The organism is Rhizobium sp. LEGMi-198b (genome assembly GCF_054114205.1).
In genome coordinates, this window is the sequence record NZ_JBSYVH010000007.1 from 415,653 (window position 1) to 434,438 (window position 18,786).

14 protein-coding genes and 1 pseudogene are annotated in these 18,786 nt (G+C 57.9%); 4 read left to right on the forward strand and 11 right to left on the reverse strand.

The window, feature by feature from the left end; all coding sequences use genetic code 11:
• Nucleotides 1-146: 146 nt before the first annotated feature.
• From ACXHXG_RS25575 to ACXHXG_RS25590, 4 genes are read right to left on the reverse strand one after another with little or no spacing between them, the layout of a single operon-like run.
• Nucleotides 147-1,904: a GMC family oxidoreductase gene (locus ACXHXG_RS25575; RefSeq protein WP_260304717.1), complete on the reverse strand. Its 1,758-nt coding sequence runs from the start codon at nt 1,902-1,904 to the stop codon at nt 147-149.
• 1 nt (nt 1,905) lies between these two features.
• Nucleotides 1,906-2,349, reverse strand: a complete 444-nt coding sequence (locus ACXHXG_RS25580) for a hypothetical protein (protein ID WP_104826168.1) — start codon at nt 2,347-2,349, stop codon at nt 1,906-1,908.
• A complete protein-coding gene (locus tag ACXHXG_RS25585; protein WP_283053276.1) occupies nt 2,346-3,797 on the reverse strand; it encodes a glycoside hydrolase family 15 protein in 1,452 nt (483 codons plus the stop codon). The genes ACXHXG_RS25580 and ACXHXG_RS25585 overlap by 4 nt, the downstream gene beginning before the upstream one ends.
• Before the next feature lie 49 nt (nt 3,798-3,846).
• Nucleotides 3,847-4,284, reverse strand: a complete 438-nt coding sequence (locus ACXHXG_RS25590) for a lipocalin-like domain-containing protein (protein WP_260304715.1) — start codon at nt 4,282-4,284, stop codon at nt 3,847-3,849.
• A gap of 881 nt (nt 4,285-5,165) precedes the next feature.
• Here ACXHXG_RS25590 and ACXHXG_RS25595 point away from each other — a divergent pair.
• Both ACXHXG_RS25595 and ACXHXG_RS25600 read left to right on the forward strand, forming a co-directional pair.
• On the forward strand, nt 5,166-5,909 hold the full coding sequence (locus ACXHXG_RS25595) for a helix-turn-helix transcriptional regulator (protein ID WP_260304714.1): 744 nt from the start codon (nt 5,166-5,168) through the stop codon (nt 5,907-5,909).
• 144 nt (nt 5,910-6,053) lie between these two features.
• On the forward strand, nt 6,054-6,713 hold the full coding sequence (locus ACXHXG_RS25600; protein WP_457901152.1) for an acyl-homoserine-lactone synthase: 660 nt from the start codon (nt 6,054-6,056) through the stop codon (nt 6,711-6,713).
• A 728-nt stretch (nt 6,714-7,441) separates the two neighbouring features.
• On the opposite strand, the gene ACXHXG_RS25605 is transcribed toward ACXHXG_RS25600, so the two are convergent.
• The 3 genes from ACXHXG_RS25605 to ACXHXG_RS25615 form a co-directional block, all read right to left on the reverse strand.
• Complete coding sequence (locus tag ACXHXG_RS25605; protein ID WP_457901153.1) at nt 7,442-9,628, reverse strand: methyl-accepting chemotaxis protein; 2,187 nt, start codon at nt 9,626-9,628, stop codon at nt 7,442-7,444.
• A gap of 283 nt (nt 9,629-9,911) precedes the next feature.
• On the reverse strand, nt 9,912-13,613 hold the full coding sequence (gene putA, locus ACXHXG_RS25610) for a trifunctional transcriptional regulator/proline dehydrogenase/L-glutamate gamma-semialdehyde dehydrogenase (RefSeq protein ID WP_457901154.1): 3,702 nt from the start codon (nt 13,611-13,613) through the stop codon (nt 9,912-9,914).
• Between the two features lie 26 nt (nt 13,614-13,639).
• Nucleotides 13,640-13,849, reverse strand: coding sequence for a hypothetical protein (locus ACXHXG_RS25615; protein ID WP_104826160.1), 210 nt, complete (start codon nt 13,847-13,849; stop codon nt 13,640-13,642).
• A 288-nt stretch (nt 13,850-14,137) separates the two neighbouring features.
• On the opposite strand from ACXHXG_RS25615, the gene ACXHXG_RS25620 reads away from it, so the two are divergent.
• On the forward strand, nt 14,138-14,629 hold the full coding sequence (locus tag ACXHXG_RS25620) for an Lrp/AsnC family transcriptional regulator (RefSeq protein ID WP_104826159.1): 492 nt from the start codon (nt 14,138-14,140) through the stop codon (nt 14,627-14,629).
• 22 nt (nt 14,630-14,651) lie between these two features.
• Here the strand turns inward: ACXHXG_RS25620 and ACXHXG_RS25625 are convergent, their stop codons facing one another.
• The gene (locus tag ACXHXG_RS25625; RefSeq protein WP_457901155.1) at nt 14,652-15,599 is read right to left on the reverse strand and encodes a LysR substrate-binding domain-containing protein; all 948 of its coding nucleotides are present in this window, start codon (nt 15,597-15,599) and stop codon (nt 14,652-14,654) included.
• Between the two features lie 208 nt (nt 15,600-15,807).
• Here ACXHXG_RS25625 and ACXHXG_RS25630 point away from each other — a divergent pair, with 208 nt between their 5' ends.
• Nucleotides 15,808-17,088: a M24 family metallopeptidase gene (locus tag ACXHXG_RS25630; RefSeq protein WP_457901156.1), complete on the forward strand. Its 1,281-nt coding sequence runs from the start codon at nt 15,808-15,810 to the stop codon at nt 17,086-17,088.
• Between the two features lie 91 nt (nt 17,089-17,179).
• Here the strand turns inward: ACXHXG_RS25630 and gfa are convergent, their stop codons facing one another.
• The 3 genes and pseudogenes from gfa to ACXHXG_RS25645 form a co-directional block, all read right to left on the reverse strand.
• Nucleotides 17,180-17,752 (reverse strand): S-(hydroxymethyl)glutathione synthase, encoded by a 573-nt coding sequence (gene gfa, locus ACXHXG_RS25635; protein WP_260304709.1) that lies wholly within the window; start codon nt 17,750-17,752, stop codon nt 17,180-17,182.
• Nucleotides 17,753-17,822: 70 nt separating this feature from the next.
• The gene (gene fghA / locus ACXHXG_RS25640) at nt 17,823-18,656 is read right to left on the reverse strand and encodes an S-formylglutathione hydrolase (protein ID WP_457901157.1); all 834 of its coding nucleotides are present in this window, start codon (nt 18,654-18,656) and stop codon (nt 17,823-17,825) included.
• 4 nt (nt 18,657-18,660) lie between these two features.
• A pseudogene (locus tag ACXHXG_RS25645) lies at nt 18,661-18,786 on the reverse strand (S-(hydroxymethyl)glutathione dehydrogenase); the annotation flags it as partial.

The following is an 18,786-nucleotide window of genomic DNA, read 5'->3' on the forward strand; positions in this document are numbered from 1 at the left end:
TGCTGCTCTCTCGCCCTTCTTTCCGGTTGGCGCGCAGCCGACATGATAGATGCATTCCGCTTGCTCCCTTTTGCGTGGCGCGATCAAAGGACCGCTCCGGATAGATGAATTCGTCGGCCGGCTTTTGCCGGCACGCGCAAATGCGATCAGTGTGCGAAGGTCGCGATCAACCGATCCGCCGTCCGCAACGCCAAAGCCGATAGGGTCAACGTGGGATTGGATGTGCCAAGCGTTGGAAAGCTGCCGGAACCGACGACAAAAAGGTTCCGATGCTCCCAGGCCCGCTGGTCCATATCGAGGACAGAGCCGCCGGGATCCGCGCCCATGGCATGCGTGCCGGCAAAATGCCCCATGCCGTGGTAGCTAAAAGTGCGCCCCTCATATTGGACAGTGGGGAACCAGCTTCCCTTATCCGGATCGGTACAATCCTTTATTCCGGCTCGATGAAACACGGCTTCGGCGACGCCGGAGGCGGCCGCCATTCCGGCCAGCGTGTAGTCATCGATCCTGTAATCGATCACGGGGCGCGGATTGCCGAGGGGGTCGCGATAGCGCGGATCGATACTGACGCTGTTGGCAGCATCGGGAAGCTGTTCGACCGCAAGGGAGAAGCGGATTTGGCGCGGCAGCGTCGCTTCCAGTTCCCCACGCAGCGCCGAGCCGTAGAGCCCGCCGTTCATCACCGCCTGCAAAACCGCTGTATCGGGAGCTCCGGTGCTCGCCCGCCAGCCGTCATTGCCGATGTCGAAGCGGAATGCCGCGTGTTTTGAGCGAAACGCGCCGCCCCTCAAATCCTCAATGCCGGCCGTCGACTGCGGGCCTCTATAGGCACCGATCGAAGAGGGCGCGAGCCCCCAGGCATAGAGCGTCGGATGATCCATGAGGGTCTTGCCGACCTGACCGCGCGGACCGTCGATACCCGAAGCCAACATGAGCTTGGCATTTTCCACGGCATGGGCCGCCAAAACGTAGACCCGGGCCTTTGCGACGAAGGTCTTTGCCTCCGTCGAGGTCTGATCCTCGTAGCGCTGATATTCGATCCCCTTCACTTCGCCGCTTGCCGGATCGATACGGATCTTCGAGGCCACTGCCTGTGTCATGACAGTCAGCCGGTTCGAAGCCGCCTGAGCGAGGGTTTTGCTGGCGTTATATTTCGCCTGCACCGGACAGATCGGCGTACAGGATGTATTGCCTTCGCAGCGCTCTCCGAGATAGCCGGTGCCCACCGGCCGGTAGGACTTTCGCGGCAGCGAATTGCGAGCCGCCGGATAGCCTCGGACCTTGAGCCGGAACGACTCGTCCTGAAGCTGAACCTCCATACCGTCAACCGCCGCCCCGAGTACCCGATCCGAAAAACTGGGCGGGACGCGCTGCATTGGATAGTCGTAGCCGTCGGAGAAGCGAAGCCCGAGATAGTGCTGTTCGGAGACGTCGGCGGAAACGCCGATTTCGTGTTCGGCCTGCTCGTAATAGGGTGCGATGGTGTCGTAATCGATGGGCCAGTCCCGCCCGACCCCGTGAAGCGATCGCATGCGGAAGTCTTCCGGCAGCATGCGCAGCGACACGCCAAGCCAGTGGAGGGTCGATCCACCCCATAGCCGCGTGTAGCTGCTGCCATAGAGATTCGGCCCACGTTGGACGAAATAGCCGTTGTTCGAACGCAAATCGGCCGTGTCCGGTTGCGGGGCGGCGACCGCCGGCGGCCACGGCGATTCCGGGCCTTTGCTGTTTGCGGCGTAAAAGTGCTCCAGATGCTGCGTGTACTCGTTGTAGCTGCGCGTCGTGCCGGGTCCTGCCTCAAGCAGCAGAACCCGCATATCGGCCTTGGTCAGACGCTTGGCGATCAGGGCGCCGGCAACACCGGCGCCAACGATCACCACGTCAAAGGACATCTCGGTCGTCATGTCATCCCCCCGCGGGCGCCAAGGCCCATGCGCCGAAACCTTGCTGCTTGGCTCCCGGCGGATGGGCACCCGCCGCAAGCCATTGCAGGCCGGCCTGATAGGCCGCACCGGAGACCAGATGGGTTTTGTCGAGCGGCGATGCTCCAAAGGCGGTACGCCATCCCGCAGGCAATTGTTGCCAGGTGCCGCAGTACCAAAGCATGATCACGTTGCGCGCGATCGGCCCAAGTTGCGGATCCCTAAGAATTGCCGCTGATCGCTCACCATCCCGGTTCGCCGGCAGTTCTCGAAGGCTTTCGAGCAGATCGTTCACGATATCGACGGGAACGATCTGATCCAGCAGGCCGAGATAGGTTTCCGCCAGGCCGGTGGCGTGAAGCTGCATCGCGTTGAAACCGGTCAGCACGCTTGAGAGAGCAATGAAGCTTGCAAAGCGCTCGCTCATTTCTTGCCTCCGGACGTCCGCGCGGACTTGCTGGCGGCCTTACCGGACAATTTGCTTCCGCCGGTTTTGGCGCGCACCGCAGACAGAAATGATGCGTAGCTCCATGTCAGATTGTGCACGCTCTTTTCGTAGCCGGACGTGCCGTCGAACTGCTCGCTCAACTCATAACGATCGCTGTGATAGACAACCGCGCGCAGCATAGCGTCACCCGCGTTTCGCAGCGCGGCGGACGCATCGGCAATGGAGGTCGTGCTCGTCACCCCAACCTGTGCGAAGAAATCCTCGGACAGACTGTCCAAGGGAACCTTGCCTGCGTGATCGACGTCGTTTGCGAGACGATAGTAAAGCTCCGCAAAGTTGCATGTGCACAGGGCCCAGGGATGCCCGCCGGCGACGGGATGGGCGACATCGCCGTCATAGGTGTCGCCCGGATAGCGACCGAGGAGAGGACCAATCCCGCGTGCCTGATCCGTACCATTGATCGGGTAGAACGAATTGGAATTGGGGTCCGCCCACTGGCTGCGCAGGCGGGCTGCCGTCGCAAGCAACCTCGTGTCGGTTGTCGGCACCGCTCCATAGACACAGGCTGAAATGATGTCGATGTTTGGATCGTAGCCAAGGTCGCCGGAAACAATGGAAACGCCGGGACCGGCGCCCGGCGCCAGCATCGTCACATAGTACGAGCCGTTCCAATGATCCTGGAGGGCGTTTTCAAGCCAGGCAATTGCCGTTGGGACATTGGCGGCAACGCCGATGCCGTAGCTATTGGCGGCAACCTCCCGGAAACAGCGGAGCTGAACCGAGCGCGCAAAGAAGGACAGACCTTCGTGCTCCTCCCACAGATTGGTGGTTGGCTGCTGGTAGGCGCCGAGGAGATAAGAGATATTTGTTTCGATGACCTGTCTTGCGATGGCCTGTGTCGCTGCGTCCAACTGAGGATAGGCCTGCAGGAGGGCGAGGCTCTGAATGGCGGGGCCGTCATTCTGTTCGGTCCAGGGACGCGGCTGACCGGCCACGGTAAAGCATGCATGCCCCAGCGTCGGATGGGCATTGCTCTGACAGAGCCTGGCGAAGCTGACATAATCCGTGAGACTCGGCACGCCTCCGCCTGGGGTTGCAGGCAAGTCGGCAGCCGCGATCTCGATGGCGGTGATCGCAGCGTCGCGCACCCAATTATAGACATAGTCTTGATCGACGCCGGGTGTGTTGGAAGGAAAGGAAGGCGCGGCGATAATGCATCCCGGCACCGAATATTGCCCGGGATTGGCGGGATCCTCGATGACATAGCCGTCGCTCGTGACATTGCGCAGCATCAGCAGAATGAAATATTTGGCGAGAGCTGCCAGATCGGTTTGTTGATAGGCCGCTTTCGGGTGCTGCCTTCCCAAAGCAAGCGGCACTCCCGCCCGAGCACGGGCGGTATGATGGATGGTGCTGGTGATGTTCATCTATTCCTCCCTCGAATGCATGAATGAGGCGCAGCCGCGCCCAAGTGGATCAGGCGTCGGCTGGTCCCTTGACGCGGATCCAGGACATCTCGTTTACGGTGGTTATTCCGCCGCTCTCAGAAGGGGGCGTGCGCAAGATCAGTTCGTCGCCCTTAAGCTCGTAGGGGCGAACCTGTTCGGTTTCCGACCAATTGGGAAAGGAGCTGCCTTCGATCCGGTGCGTGACCTTGCCTTCGGCAACCCTGTAGCTGCCGAAATAAGCGAGGCACGTTGAGTATGCGGCCGCCCGCTCCTCTGCACTCCCCCCGAGAGGATCGCTGGTTTCGAAAGCCGGACGGTTTGCGGCCGTCATTTGCACCATCATCGTGCCGCTCGACGTGTAGACAAGCAAACCCGATGCTTCCTCACCAAGCGGATAGGAAACATCCCCCTTGCTGGTCGTCCTGCGCCATCCTGATAGTTTCCAAGATCCTTTAAGGCTGTTCATGGGCCCCTCTCCGCTTGCCGGAAACGTAATCGCTGCGCCCCGCACGGTCGTCTACGACCGTGACGCAAGGCTTTGAGTTTGGTTCGACTTTCGGAATTCAAGCATTGGCGCTTCGGCACGAGATCGCTAAGACCTCGGCGCAAACGTCTCATCATTAGGCCTGAAGACTGATCGATGAGGCAGGACAAGTGCCCCTCCATCAGTCACACGTCATAATTTCGCGAAACAGGCCGCACATGCTGCGTGCCCGTTGCCGGTCTCTCCTGGCTGCGGCCAAGCCGTAGCTTCACCGCCTCATCGACCCAGTGATGTTGAGGATCGATTCTGAAAGCTGACGATTTTTATTGGTGCCGACGGAAGTCGGCGCTTCCGTCGGTATCGGAGGTTTAAGCGGCGAGTTCGATCCCGCCTGCATAGCTCTTTGGAATTTCTTTCCCAGATGCCGAAAGATCGGCCAGGCAATGCCATTCTGCACGGCATTGCCTCCAACGAAAGACCATCGTTGGCCTCCGGTAAGCCCGCACCCGTTTGCCTGTTATTTCCTTCCCTTAATGTCGGATTTAACAGCTACCTTACGCAACGGTAAATAAGCAATTTTGCCTACCTTTAAGTGCATTTTCGATTGGACAAGGGGACCTGTGGCGAAGCTGCCAGCGCGGACCAGGAGCATGAAAGCGAAGCGAAGCCGTGCAATTCATGGGATGTGGTATGTCCATCAGATCATGCGGACCGCCCTGCTCTCGCCAATGACCTTCCCTTCCGTATTCAAGTTTATTATAAAAATATCATATACACACAGCATTCGGCGGGATGCGGTCATGAAAATAATACTTCCTTGAGCTAATATGCCCTACATTGTCTGAAATCCTGGGGAGGGGCGAGTGAACAGCGAAGCAGTGGCAACCGCAAATCTAATGTTCGACTTTTTGTCGGAAACAACAGCCGCAAAAAGCAAGGAAGACATACTCGGATCCCTGGACAGATCCGCACGCCACTTCGGTTTCAACTGTTTTGCAATTTCCGGCATACCCTTGCCCACAGAACGCATCGATTCCTACTTCATGTTGAATGCCTGGCCGACGGAATGGTTTGAACACTATTTGTCGAACAATTACGTGCACGCTGATCCCATTATCCAGCTCTGTAAGATGCAGGACGGCGCTTTCGTTTGGTCGGAGGCGCTGCGAGATCAAGAGCTTGGCCGTCACGGGCGACGCGTCATGAACGAAGCCAGGGAATTCAAAATGAAAGACGGCTACAGCGTGCCGTTGCACACAGCGAGCGGCTTCCAGGCGGTTGTTACATTTGGTGCCGAAAAGGTGGACCTCTCCAACGCCGCCAGAGGGGCGTTGCATATTCTGTCGATCTACGCCCACAACGCCCTGCGTGGCCTCATGGCAAAGGAGGCGAGATCGCGAGACCGAAGCCTCTTGCGCATCACGGCGCGGGAACGCGAGATCATTCAATGGTGCGCGGCGGGCAAGACAGCCATCGAGATCGCCGAAATTCTGGGACGTTCGCACCGCACCATTCAGAATGAGATCCTGAATGTTCAGCGCAAACTGAATGTCGTGAATTCGGCGCAGATGATAGCGGAAAGTTTTCGTTTCGGAATACTTCGCTAAAGGGTCTTAGAAGTCGGCTAACGACTGAAAGCTGGGTATTTTTACTCATTTAAATGACAGGGACTATCATGCATTCTTGCCGTAAAATCAGGGGCAAGGATGATAAAAGTCTACGTCGGTTGCTCGGCAACGAACGAGCAAACAATGGAGAAAATTTGGCGCTTTCGGCACGAGCAATTTGTGGAAAGGCTCGGTTGGGAAGCCATTCGCAGAAGCGACGGATTGGAAATTGACCAGTTCGATCGCGACCGCGCCGTGCATCTCGCCCTCTTTCACGAAGATGCCGTTGTCGGATATACGCGATTGCTCCCGACGACAGAACCGCATTTGTTGTCGGACGTATACCCTCAGATAATGAACGGCGGAACATGGCCACGCTCGCCAGACATTTTCGAGTGGACCCGATGTGTCGCGGAAGGTGATATACTGATCAATCAGGTGCCGGCCTCCCATGTCTTGATGACCGGCGTCATGGAGTTTTGCCTTGTCGCTGGCATTACTTCGGTGATTGTGGAAACGCATCCAAAGTTGGTGGATCTGCTGATTTCGACGGGTTGGCAGGTAACCAAACTCGGATTGCCATCACTGCTGGAGGGCGGCTTGATTGTGCCGATCCAAGCAAAGCCTTCGATGGCCGGTTTGATGAAGCATCATCAACTCTACTCCATCCAGGGAACAACCCTCTTGCTGGAACCAGAGCTTCGCAACCCGCTGAAGCCCGAGACTACTTTGAGCCACCTTCCCTACTTGGCTCATGCAAGAGTTCGTTCAAACCACAATGAAAGCGCCTATTTGGCTAAGTGAAAGCAATGGCCAAATCTGCAAGCGCGAGCCGGCTTGAAGCAGGCGACATTATGCGATCGGAAGGCGCTGCAAGCGCCGATTGTCGAACGCGGCCGGCGGATTTCAAACGAGATGCGCCAGGTCGCTCGATTCCGGAAACGAGCTGAAATGAGGGGGTTATGTCACTGCTGCGAGCATTGGTCGAGCAGATTAGATCCGTCCAAGAACGCGATCGCCGTCCGGACGGCGACGACGTTTACAATGAGCCATGGGTGCAACGCATGATCGATCAGTTCGATCGAGAATTGAGGGCTGCAGAATGCCGGACAAACCGGAAAGACGCTTCAGGACCAGTTGGTGTGAGATGACAAGCGATAAACAGAACGAAAATGCAATTTTTGCGGAATCCGAAATCTATATTAAGGAGCTGGTGCACGACCAGGCCAATAATTTGAGAGCGATCATCACGCAGGTATTTGAAAACCAGACGTCCACCGAGGACGTCACATTGATACGATATCTGCTTCAAATGCTCAGCGTAGCAACTGAAACTGAGGTCGAAAGAAAGGTCCACTAGCTTGCAAGAAAAAGCGCCGTGAAGCGCGGCGGCGCCGATCGCCCCAGGATCTCGGGCATGAAGCCTGCCGACCGACAAATCGGCAGGCGATATGACGCTACCATTGACCTCCGCACGCCTTCTGCCTGGGCAGTTCTCGTATCTGCTGCCCAAATGATAGCTGGGCGATCAGTCAGCTCGCCAAGGCGAAGTTCGTTTCCCTTATGTGCTCAACGGAGCCGCGCGCTTTGCTCAGTTTGAACCGTGCGACGAAATTGGCCAAAGAATTTGTTTCGTCGGCAAGGCTTCTTGCGGCAGCCGTCGTCTCTTCAACCATCGCCGCGTTTTGCTGCGTAACCTTATCCATCAAGTCCGCAGCCGCCGAAACCTCTCGCAAACTTACCGCTTGCTCCGCAGCGCTGGCTGCAATTGCGTTTACGGTCTCGGTTAGATCGCTGACCTTGGTGACGATGTGCGACAGAGATGTTCCCGTCTCCTCGACGAGATCGACACCTGCTCCGACCTGTGACGACGACAGCGAAATCAGCGCGGCAATTTCCTTGGCAGCCTGAGCCGATCTCTGCGCAAGTTCCCGAACTTCCTGAGCCACAACTGCAAAGCCCTTGCCTGCCTCCCCGGCCCGCGCAGCTTCGACGCCGGCATTCAGAGCAAGCAGATTTGTCTGGAAGGCAATCTCGTCGATCACCCGCAGGATATTGCCGACCTTGTTGGAGGAGGTTTGAATCTCCATCATCGCCGAGATTGCGCGGGAAACGACCTCGCTACCCATCTTGGCATCGCCTCGCGCGTTCGAAACAACATCTTGCGCTTTGCGGGAGCCGTCTGCGGTCTCATTCACGCCACGGGTAACCTCACCAAGCGCCGCGACCGTTTCTTCAAGAGAGGCTGCCTGCTGCTCGGTGCGCCGCGCGAGATCGTTGGATGCATTGGAAATCTCGTTGAGCCCGCCCCTGATCGTGTAGACGGACTGGACGACATTGAGGATCGTTTCCTCAAGAGCCGCGATGGCGGTGTTGAAATTTTGCCGGATCATCTCGAATTCCGGGGCGACCGGTTCGTTCATACGCACCGTGAGATCGCCGGAAGCAAGGCGTTCAAATCGCGTTTGCACGGTCTCAACAAACTGGCGAAGGTCCTCGGCCTTGGCAACTTCGTGATCCCGCTGCGTCTTTCGATCCAATTCGATCTGGCCTTGCAGGATTTCCTGGTCGGCCTTCATCTTGTCGCCGTTGGCGAGTTCCTGGCGAAACATCTCCAGAGCCGAGATGAGGCTTCCGAGCTCATCGCTCCTCTTGCCGACCGCGATCGCGTCACGATAGTTCCCATCGGCCATGCGTTGGACATGGGCCAGCACATTCGTCAGCGGCTTGCCGATCAGGCTTCGGCTCGCGATCAGGATGACGCCGAGCGTCACGACCAGAATAGCGAAGCCGCCAAGGATGGCGCTATACATCTGCTGGCGAACAGGTGTCGCGAAGGCCGAAGCGGGAACGTCAAGAATCGCGGCCCAGGTCGTATTCATTCCGGGAGCGCTAAACGGATAGACAAGGCGAACTACGCCGTCTGGCATTCCGGGGACGACGCGCATTTTGCCATCCGCCAGCGCTTGTTTGACCAGATCGGCGCCGACGTCGCCATAGTCCTTCATGAGATCATCCTGGCTCGGATGCGCGAGCCATTTTCCATCATTGGCCACAAGCATGACGCGCCCGTCTCCAAACGGATGCATCGTGTTGAGCGCCGCTGTCAGATCATCGAGTTTTATGTCAACACCCGCCAATCCGACGATATGCCCATCCAACGTCATCGGGACGGAAACCGACGTGACCAGCTTCTTCATGTTGGTGAGATAGGGAGAGGTGATGACCGGCTTTCCGGTTTCCAGCGGAACGCGATAATATTCCTGCTTGGGATCGATTTTCCAAGTCGAGAACTCCATCTGGCCGCTGTCGCCCTTGGTCCAATAAGGCGTAAAAATACCTTCCTTGTTCAATCCCTCATCGCCGGAGGTCGGCTTTGGGGACTTCCCGTCGATAAGTTCGCACATCCAGGCGCCGAATACATTGGAGTATTGCGGCGGCACCGTCTTTAGCATGGCAACAATATCCGCCCGCTTTCTTGATCCGCCATCGACAAAACCTACCAGCGATGACGCTAGCGCCTTGCCTGCCGAAGTCGCTTCGGTGATTTGAACAGCAACACTCTGGCTGACAGAAGCTGCCTGCTCCGTCGCCCGGAGCATGACTTCCTGTTCGGTCCTGACCTTGGCGGAAATTGTGTTGATTGCTGTATACCCAAGCAAAATCGTCGCAACTGCAATACCGGTTGCAACTACGAGCTTCCCCGAAAGCGTCTTCATTGGTATCCGCATGCTCCATTTCTGCATCTTTCGAATTTTTTTCAAAAGAAAATAAATTTCTCGTGAAGAAGCGCAGAGTGACTTTTCAAAAAGTGCGGAGCTATTCGTATAGGCGCTCATTCTGATAGCGGATCGGGCGAACGCATCAGTCGAGAAGGATTTCGCCAAACACGGACCGGTCGACCGTTAATGCGACCGCGTTCGCGATGGGCGAAATCTGAACATCAAAGAGATGATCGTGAGGGCGCATGCAACGCGCCCACACGATATCATCTACAACGGGCTATCCGATCGTCATCAGACTCGCATTCCCGCCCGCCGCCGCGGTGTTGATCGAGGTCGACACCTCTTCCAGCAGCCAGTTGAGGCAATATGCGTCGGGGTCGCTCTCTACTTCATCCGTGGTCGCCGCCTGCACCAGGAGGAGCGGGCCGGGAAGAGCCGCAATCTTCTGATTGATGGACTGGACCCTACCCCGATCCCCTTCCACCAGCGCACCCGAAAACGGCCCGTCCTTCTCCCAGTTCGAGGTCCAGGAAATGCGGCTCGAAACGGATGATGGCAAATCCGGCAAAACGGATTCCAAACCGGATCCCGCATCTATGGCGATCTGGTTTCCTGTCGACAGAGCAGCGGCAATCTGGCGGAAAAGACCGGTCTTTGTCTCTGGCACCAGGAGGATTCGGCCGCGAGGATGAAGCGCGTAGAGATTGCGTTCGCCAACGGGGCCGACCAACTCGCGTTCCAGTCCCAGCGCCGATCGGCTTGCATAGCCACGGGCCGCTTCGCCTTCCGCCGACAATCCCCGACGATCTAGCCAAATGATGTAGTCCCGCAATGCCGGGTCGGTATGAACCGAATCCTGCTGCGGCGGAACAGGCGCTTTCTGAACCAGGCGGCCGATATAGAGAGGGCCACCAGCCTTCGGCCCGGTACCGGAGAGGCCACGTCCACCGAATGGTTGAACGCCAACGACCGCTCCGATGATATTCCGGTTCACATAAAGGTTGCCGGCCTTGATGCGGCTCGTCACATGCGCGATCGTTTCATCGAGCCGGGTATGAAGGCCGAAGGTGAGACCGTAGCCGGAAGCGTTGATGTCGTCGATCAGGCGATCGAGCCCGTTTCTGCGGTAGCGAATGACGTGCAGAACCGGCCCGAAGACTTCTCTGGTGAGATCGGAAAGGGATCGGATCTCGACGATCGTCGGCGGCACAAACGTCCCAGCCGCGGCGCCCTCGTGGAGCGGCAACTGATGCACCTTGCAGCCAAGACCACGCATATGCTCGATATGCTGATCGATCTCCGCTTTGGCACTGTCATTGATGACCGGACCAACGTCGATGTTCAACCGATCGGTGCGGCCGATCGTCAGCTCGTTGAAGGCGCCTTTGAGCATATTAAGAGTTCGGTCTGCAATATCATCCTGAAGGCACAGGACGCGCAATGCGGAGCAGCGCTGGCCGGCGCTATCGAAGGCAGAGGCGATCACATCGGCGACGACCTGCTCGGCAAGCGCTGAAGAGTCGACGATCATGCCGTTCTGGCCGCCCGTTTCGGCAATCAGCGGAATGGGCTTGCCTGTGGCCGATAGGCGCTCGACCAACTGCGCCTGAATGAGGCGGGCGACTTCCGTCGACCCCGTGAACATGACGCCTGCCGTTTCGGGAGCGCCAACAAGAGCTGCACCAAGTCGACCGCTACCGGGTACGAATTGCAGCGCCCCCCGTGGCACTCCCGCCTCGTGCAGGATTTTGACGCTTTCCGATGCGATGATCGGCGTCACGCCAGCGGGTTTCGCAAGCACCGGATTGCCCGCCACGAGGGCTGCCGCCACCTGTCCGGTGAAGATCGCAAGCGGGAAGTTCCACGGGCTGATGCAGACGATCGGTCCAAGCGGCGCATGCGCAGGACCAAGCGTCTTGCGGGCCTGGTCGGCATAGTAGCGCAGGAAATCAATGGCTTCCCGAACCTCGCCAACGGCATTGGCCGCCGACTTTCCTGCCTCGCGCATGACTATCCCCATCAACGTCTCGATACGGGACTGCATGATGTCGGCGGCCCGCTCCAGGCATGCCGCGCGCTCTGCCGGGGGAACAGCAGCCCATTGTGGGGCGTGTTCGGCAGCCATGCGAGCAATGCGGGCTGCTTCTTCGACCTTGAGCTCAGTGACCGTCCCGACGACGTCGCGGTGATCGGCTGGATTGAGAACCTGCCGTGTCACCCCATCAGTCGAACCGTCTGCGAGGATCGGAAGCGCGTGCCATGGCGTCTGGACCGTCGCGGCCAGCGATTGCGACAACTCGAAGAGGGTCTTCTCACTCGACAGGTCGAGACCGGAGGAATTGGCACGAGCTCTGCCATATAGGTCGCCAGGAAGAGCGATCAGTTCATGGGGTGCGCCGACCACGGGCATTGCCGCGACAACTTCAGCGGGATCGGCGACCAGTGCGTCGATCGAAACATTCGGATCGGAGATACGGTTTACGAAGGAGGAATTGGCGCCGTTTTCCAGGAGACGTCGGACCAGATAGGCGAGCAGCGTTTCATGCGTGCCGACGGGCGCATAAATCCGGCAGGGGCGATCGAGCTTCTGCTTGCCGACGACCTCGTCATAAAGCGGCTCGCCCATGCCATGCAGGCACTGAAACTCATACTGGCCGACTTCGAAATCCGAGCCCGCCAGATGATAGATCGTGGCAAGCGTCTGCGCATTATGGGTAGCGAACTGCGGGAACACCGCATCCGGCGCCGCAAGCAGCTTACGCGCGCAGGCGACATAGGCGACGTCGGTATAGATCTTGCGGGTATAGACCGGAAAATCCTCAAGGCCATCAAGCTGGGCGCGCTTGATTTCGGCGTCCCAATAGGCACCCTTGACGAGGCGCACCATTATCCGACGCTCAGAGCGACGAGCCAGATCGATAATGTAATCGAGCACGAACGGGCAGCGTTTGCCATATGCCTGCACCACGAAGCCGAGGCCGTTCCAACCCTTGAGAGCGGCATCGAAGCAAAGCTCCTCGAGAAGATCAAGCGAAAGCTCCAGCCGGTCGGCTTCCTCGGCGTCGATATTGAGGCCGATATCATATCCCTTTGCGAGCGCAGCCAATGACTTCACTTTCGGCAGCAGCTCGCTCATCACCCGACCGGACTGCGAGCGGCTGTAGCGTGGATGTAGTGCCGAGAGCTTGATGGAGATGCCGGGCCCATTATAGATGCCCCGCCCTGCCGCGGCTTTCCCGATCGCGTGGATCGCATTTTCATAATCGCGGAAATAGCGCTCGGCATCAGCCGCCGTTGTCGCCGCCTCGCCGAGCATATCGTAGGAATAGCGGAAGCCGCGGGCCTCCAGCGGTTGGGCGCGCTTCAGCGCCTCCTCGATTGTTTCGCCGGTGACGAACTGCTCGCCCATCATGCGCATTGCCATGTCGACACCGCGGCGGATCACTGGCTCGCCGGCGCGCGCGATCAGCCGCGTCAGCGCTGCCGAAAGGCTGCGGTCGTTGACGGTGGAGGTCAGCTTGCCGGTGACTACAAGCCCCCAGGTAGCAGCGTTGACGAACAGCGATTTGCCGCCGCCAATGTGAGACGACCAGTCGCCCTCGGCAATCTTGTCTCGAATGAGTGCGTCACGGGTATCGGTGTCGGGAATGCGCAAGAGCGCTTCGGCAAGGCACATCAGAGCCACGCCTTCCTGGCTCGACAGCGAGTACTCGTGCACAAGCCCTTCAACACCGGTGCCCTTATGCTTGGCGCGCAGCGCTTCGATCAGGGTGCGGGCAGTGCTGCGAATGTCATAGCGCTTTGCTTCGGAGACACGGGCCGCAGCGACAAGCGGTGGCAGACATTCGGTTTCCGGCCGGCGATAGGCAGCGGTAATTGCTTGCCGAAGTTCGGATTGCGGTCGAATGGGCGGCGCGAAGTCAGCAAAGGGTGACACGCCGTCGTGGGAAGAGGTGGAATTGGGTACCGCGTCTAGCATGGGAATACCTGTGAACGATGTGTCGATTAGCGAATGAATGAAACGCCGGCTTCGCCGTCGTCGGGATGGTCCAGCCAGGCCGGACCTGAATACTCGGTGTCTCGAAGCGGCACCGCATCCGGCTTGCTCGCTTTGACAGCGAGCGCAGCCGCCACCGCTCTGATCGCCACTGGCCGATAGTGAGCCAGAAGATCCGGCTCCTGACTGACTTCGCGTTTCTTATTGTAGTTATACATCCGTGATCCCCTTTTGACGCGAGCGAAATAGGCAAATTCAGATGCCGACCGCCTCATAGGCCTCTGCAATCTGATTGAGATGCAAAGCGCATCGTTTGATCCGCCGAACGGTATGTCGATGAGCGCGTTTTTGAAGGAATCCTTCGACCTTCTTGGCTGCGGAATTCATCTGGACTTCTTCCTCCACCGGCTTCGCTTCATCATAACCGAGGAGGTAAAGTCATTCAGACTTGATTAAGGCCGAATGATTGACGTATTAACTTATTTGAACGGCAATAGGATTGCAAAATGTCTACAGAAAAGGCTCAAACTAGTGAATTGGACCAGTTTGATTTGAAGATCCTCGAAGTCGTTACCGAGGACGGCCGAATCTCGATTACGGATCTGGCCAGCCGGATCGGATTATCGAAAACCCCTTGTCAGCTTCGCCTTAAGAGACTCGTGGACGAAGGATACATCGTGGGATTCTCGGCTATCTTGAATCCCGCCAAACTTGGGCTCGATCACGTCGCCTTCGCGGAAGTGAAGCTGACGAGTACCAAGGAAGACGCGTTGAAAAGCTTCAATGCAGCAGTGAGGAAGATCAAGGAGGTGGAAGAATGCCACATGATCGCAGGGCGTTTTGATTATCTGATCAAGATAAGAACACGGGACATCCGCCGATACCGCCACGTCCTCGGAGAAAAAATATCGACCCTCCCCTACGTGGCGAGCACATCCACAAGTGTGGCGATGGAAACAGTCAAGGAAGGCGGCCGAATAAAGACAAGCGGCTTGTAGCGGCCATCGTCGGACAGCAACGTCATTGCTGCATGGCATGCGCTGTCTCTTTCAACCACGCGGTAAACTGAGCGACGTGCGGATTTTTTGCGCTTCGCCGCGGAACAACAATGAAATAACCGTTCCTCGTCGCGATCGACTGCTCGGTCAGCCGAACAAGCGCTTTCCTGTTCAAGAGATCCTGAACGAGGCGCCGCCAGCCGAGTGCGATCCCCTGCCCGTTCAATGCAGCGTAAACCGCTTCGGTATAAAAACTGCAGCGCATGCCGAGGGAGCGCTTGGGTGCTTCCACTGAGAATGCAGCGAGCCACTCGCTCCAGCCTGTCCAACTCGGGTCGTCGGTGTCGGAGCTGATGAGCGGATAACGCACCAACTCGGCAAGGTCTTCGATTTTTCCGAGGTTCTCAGCATATTCCTGGCTGCAGACAGGAAAGATCTCGTCATCGAAGAGCAGTTCAGCCTGTCCATCCGGCCACATGCCGTTGCCATAACGGATGGCGAGGTCCACATCGCTGCTCCCGAGGCTGGTTGCGTTGTCCTGCGTAATGATGCGAAGGGCGCTGTCTGGGAATGCTTTCGAGAGGGAAGAGATCTTCGGCAGCAGCCAGAAATGTGAAAACGCGACGGTGGCGGAAATCGTCAGCCCTTCGGCTGCCTCTTCCTTGGTGATTTCAGAGATCGTTTCGGCAACAAGGTTGAAGGCGGTGGTTGCCGCCGTCGACAGGGTTCTTCCTTTTTCAGTCAGCTCTATCCTGCGGTGCAAGCGCCGAAAAAGATCGAAACCCAGCATTTCTTCGAGCAGATGAATCTGCCGGCTGACGGCGGCTTGCGTAACGCCGAGCTCGCTTGCCGCGCGCGTGAAGCTACCATTGCGAGCCACCGCTTCAAATGCAGTCAATCCGGTCAAAGGAGGCAATCGTCGCCGCAGACTTACCATGGAAAACCTTATTGATGAGGGGTGCAGCCGCACCAGCCTCAGCAGTTTTTTGCATTACATTTCATTATGTCAAGGCGGCTTATTTTTGCCGTTGAGAAAAAGGGCCTCTTCCTCCCATCCTGCCTAAAGTCGCGGTCCGACACAGCGCCAACCGTTCACCTCATCTTTGGTTCCCGTTGCTCCGCCGAAGATCCGTCCTCCGGCAAATCCACTGCATCACAGACCTATAGGAACGCCTCGAATGCAAAATGCCTCTGCACTTATCGGCAGTCATGATCACACAACCGTTTTCAAAGACGAACGAAAGAAAGCATATCTCAATCCAGAAGGCGCCGATCGGCCGCTCCGCAGTTCCATTCCGGCGCATGTTCTCGATACGGCGCGGCATTATCGGCTCGGTCGTTTGCGTATGAAGATGGAGGAAGCCAACTGTTCCGCCCTGCTTCTCTATGATCCCGTGAACATAAGATATGCTTTCGACTCGTCGAATATGAGCATCTGGACGATGCACAATCCAGCCCGCTACGCTTTGATCCTGGCCGATGGACCAGCGATCATGTTTGAGTTCGAGGGCTCGGAACACCTCAACCAAGGTCTTCCCTGTGTCGATGAAATCCGGCCGGCAAAATCCTGGATCTTCTTCACCGCAGGCAATTTGGTTGAAGAACGACTAGAAGGATGGGCTGACGAGATCGCCGACATCCTGAGGGAAAAAGGCCGGAATCGCCGCCTGGCCGTGGACCGGCTCGACCCTCCAGGTGCTCATGCGCTGCAAAAGAGGGGTATCGAACTGCTCGACGGCCAGGAGCTGGCGGAGCGGGCGCGGTCCATAAAAAGCGCCGAGGAAATCGAACTGATGCGCTGGACCATCCGCGTTTGCGAAGCCGGCATGGCGCGGATGTATGAGGCCTCGGAACCCGGCCGGACGGAACGCGAGATCTGGGCGGAACTCCATTTCGAGAACGCGCGCAGCGGCGGCGAGTGGCTTGAAACGAAGCTGCTGACCGCGGGGGCCAGAACGAACCCGTGGTACCAGGAATGCTCGGACTACATGGTGAAATCCGGAGAAATGATCTCCTTCGACACGGATATGATTGGCCCCTACGGATATTGTGCCGACTTGTCTCGCTCGTGGACTTGCGGCCATGTGGCGATGAAACCCAAGCAGCGTGAGCTCTATTCGGCGGCAAGGGAGCAGATCGAACATAATCTTTCCCTGCTGAAGCCCGGACTGAGCTTCCTGGAATTCAATGAAAGATCCTGGCGCATTCCGGAAAAATACATACCCTATCGCTATACATTGGCGCTGCATGGAACAGGCATGTGCGACGAGTGGCCGGGCGTGTTGCTGCATCCGGATTATGACGAGAATTTCGCCGGCGTCGTGGAAGAGAACATGGTGTTGAACGTCGAAAGTCTCATCGCCGAAGACGGATCAGAGAGTATCAAACTGGAAACCCAGGTGCTCATTACCGCGAACGGCGCGGAAAGGCTGGATACCTTCCCCTGGGAAGAAAACTGATACCGGTGACGACGGACAGGCGCCAAATTCGCTGACGGTAATGGCCGCCTGGTGTTTTGCCAGGCGGCCTTTTGCATAATTTGATCTATTCTCAGGCGGCCAGTACGCCGTTTTTCTTGGCTGTCCAGGTGGCGATGTAATCCATCAGCGCCGGGTTCAAGCAATCATAGGGCTCAAGCCCCTGTTCCTTCAGACGGGCTCGCACGGCATCCATTTTGGCTGGGTCGTATCCGCTTTCGATAATCGACGAAACAAACGCGGCAAAGCCAGGCGCGGCCCAACCCTTCCCCTCGAAACGCTCGGGATGAACGAAAGACAGTCCCTTGAAGGGATGATCGCGCTCGACAGGTCCGTACATATGGACGCCGCATTCCTTGCAGGCATGGCGCTGGATCAGCGCCGACGGGTCGACGACCGCGAGTTTGTCGCCGTTCTCCAGAACTTCGACATTCTCCGTCGGCGCGACGGCGACGACAGAGAATACCGCATCTTCGGGCTTCCAGCATTTCGTGCAGCCGCAGGCATGATTGTGCGCGATGTCGCCCTTGATGCGGACCTTCACCGGGTTGCTTGCGCAATTGCAGATGAGGGTGCCTCCGGAAAAGGATGCGTCGGTCGCCCGGTATCCGGAGTCGACCGTCGGATGTATTGATATGCTCGTCATTGAGGTTTCTCCCTTCCTCCTGGGTCACGGCAGAATGCCGTGACCGAGCTGTAGTTCTCTCTTGAGCCTTCTACGCTAGCCTCTCGGCGTGCCAGCGCAGGTGATCGTCCATGAAAGTCGAGATGAAGCTGTAGGAGTGGCCGTAGCCCTCCTGCATCCTGAGGCGAAGCGAGATGCCGGCGGTGTCGCACGCCGCCTTCAGCTCGTTCGGGCGGAGCCCATCTTCCAGAAAGCTGTCAGCAGTCCCCTGATCGACGAGCATTTCCGGAAATCTGCGTCCGTCCTCTATCAGCGCGCACGCGTCGTACTCGCGCCAGCTTTGCCGGTCGGGTCCGAGATATTTCTCCAATGCCGGCTTCGACCATCCGGAGACGGTCGGGCGGCTGATCGGTGCGAAGGCCGAGCAGCTTCGGTAACGATCCGGATTCTTGAGGGCGATGGTTATCGCCCCGTGCCCGCCCATCGAATGGCCGAAAATCCCTTGCCTCTCCATGTCAGCGTGAAACTCCTCAGCAACCAGAGCCGGCAGCTCCTGGGTGACGTAGGTATACATCTGATAGTTCTCGGCCCATGGCTTTTGCGTGGCGTCGAGATAGAAGCCGGCGCCCCTGCCCATCTGCCAGTTTTCCGGCTCGTCCGGCACCGCATCCCCTCTGGGACTTGTGTCCGGGCAGACGACGATGATCCCGAGATGTGCGGCAAGCCGCCTGTACTCCCCCTTGTCCATGACGTTTGCATGCGTGCAGGTGAGGCCGGAGAGATACCAGAGGACTGGACATTGGCGTTCGGCGGCCTGCGGTGGGACGTAGACGGCGAACGTCATCTCGCACCCGCACGCCTGTGACGCATGCGAGTAGACGCCCTGCGTTCCGCCGAACGATCTCTCTTTCGATATGGTCTTCATCGCCTTAATAGACCACGACGCCGCGGATGCTTTCGCCCTTGTGCATCATGTCGAAGCCCTTGTTGATGTCCTCGAGCGGCATGGTGTGGGTGATCATCGGGTCGATCTGGATCTTGCCCTGCATGTACCA

Bases quoted from the DNA above. Each gene is read 5' to 3' on its own strand.
- ACXHXG_RS25575 (WP_260304717.1), bottom strand. From the start codon at position 1,904: ATGACGACCGAGATGTCCTTTGACGTGGTGATCGTTGGCGCCGGTGTT.
- ACXHXG_RS25580 (WP_104826168.1), bottom strand. From the start codon at position 2,349: ATGAGCGAGCGCTTTGCAAGCTTCATTGCTCTCTCAAGCGTGCTGACC.
- ACXHXG_RS25585 (WP_283053276.1), bottom strand. From the start codon at position 3,797: ATGAACATCACCAGCACCATCCATCATACCGCCCGTGCTCGGGCGGGA.
- ACXHXG_RS25590 (WP_260304715.1), bottom strand. From the start codon at position 4,284: ATGAACAGCCTTAAAGGATCTTGGAAACTATCAGGATGGCGCAGGACG.
- ACXHXG_RS25600 (WP_457901152.1), top strand. From the start codon at position 6,054: ATGGAGAAAATTTGGCGCTTTCGGCACGAGCAATTTGTGGAAAGGCTC.
- ACXHXG_RS25605 (WP_457901153.1), bottom strand. From the start codon at position 9,628: ATGAAGACGCTTTCGGGGAAGCTCGTAGTTGCAACCGGTATTGCAGTT.
- putA (WP_457901154.1), bottom strand. From the start codon at position 13,613: ATGCTAGACGCGGTACCCAATTCCACCTCTTCCCACGACGGCGTGTCA.
- ACXHXG_RS25615 (WP_104826160.1), bottom strand. From the start codon at position 13,849: ATGTATAACTACAATAAGAAACGCGAAGTCAGTCAGGAGCCGGATCTT.
- ACXHXG_RS25620 (WP_104826159.1), top strand. From the start codon at position 14,138: ATGTCTACAGAAAAGGCTCAAACTAGTGAATTGGACCAGTTTGATTTG.
- ACXHXG_RS25630 (WP_457901156.1), top strand. From the start codon at position 15,808: ATGCAAAATGCCTCTGCACTTATCGGCAGTCATGATCACACAACCGTT.
- gfa (WP_260304709.1), bottom strand. From the start codon at position 17,752: ATGACGAGCATATCAATACATCCGACGGTCGACTCCGGATACCGGGCG.
- fghA (WP_457901157.1), bottom strand. From the start codon at position 18,656: ATGAAGACCATATCGAAAGAGAGATCGTTCGGCGGAACGCAGGGCGTC.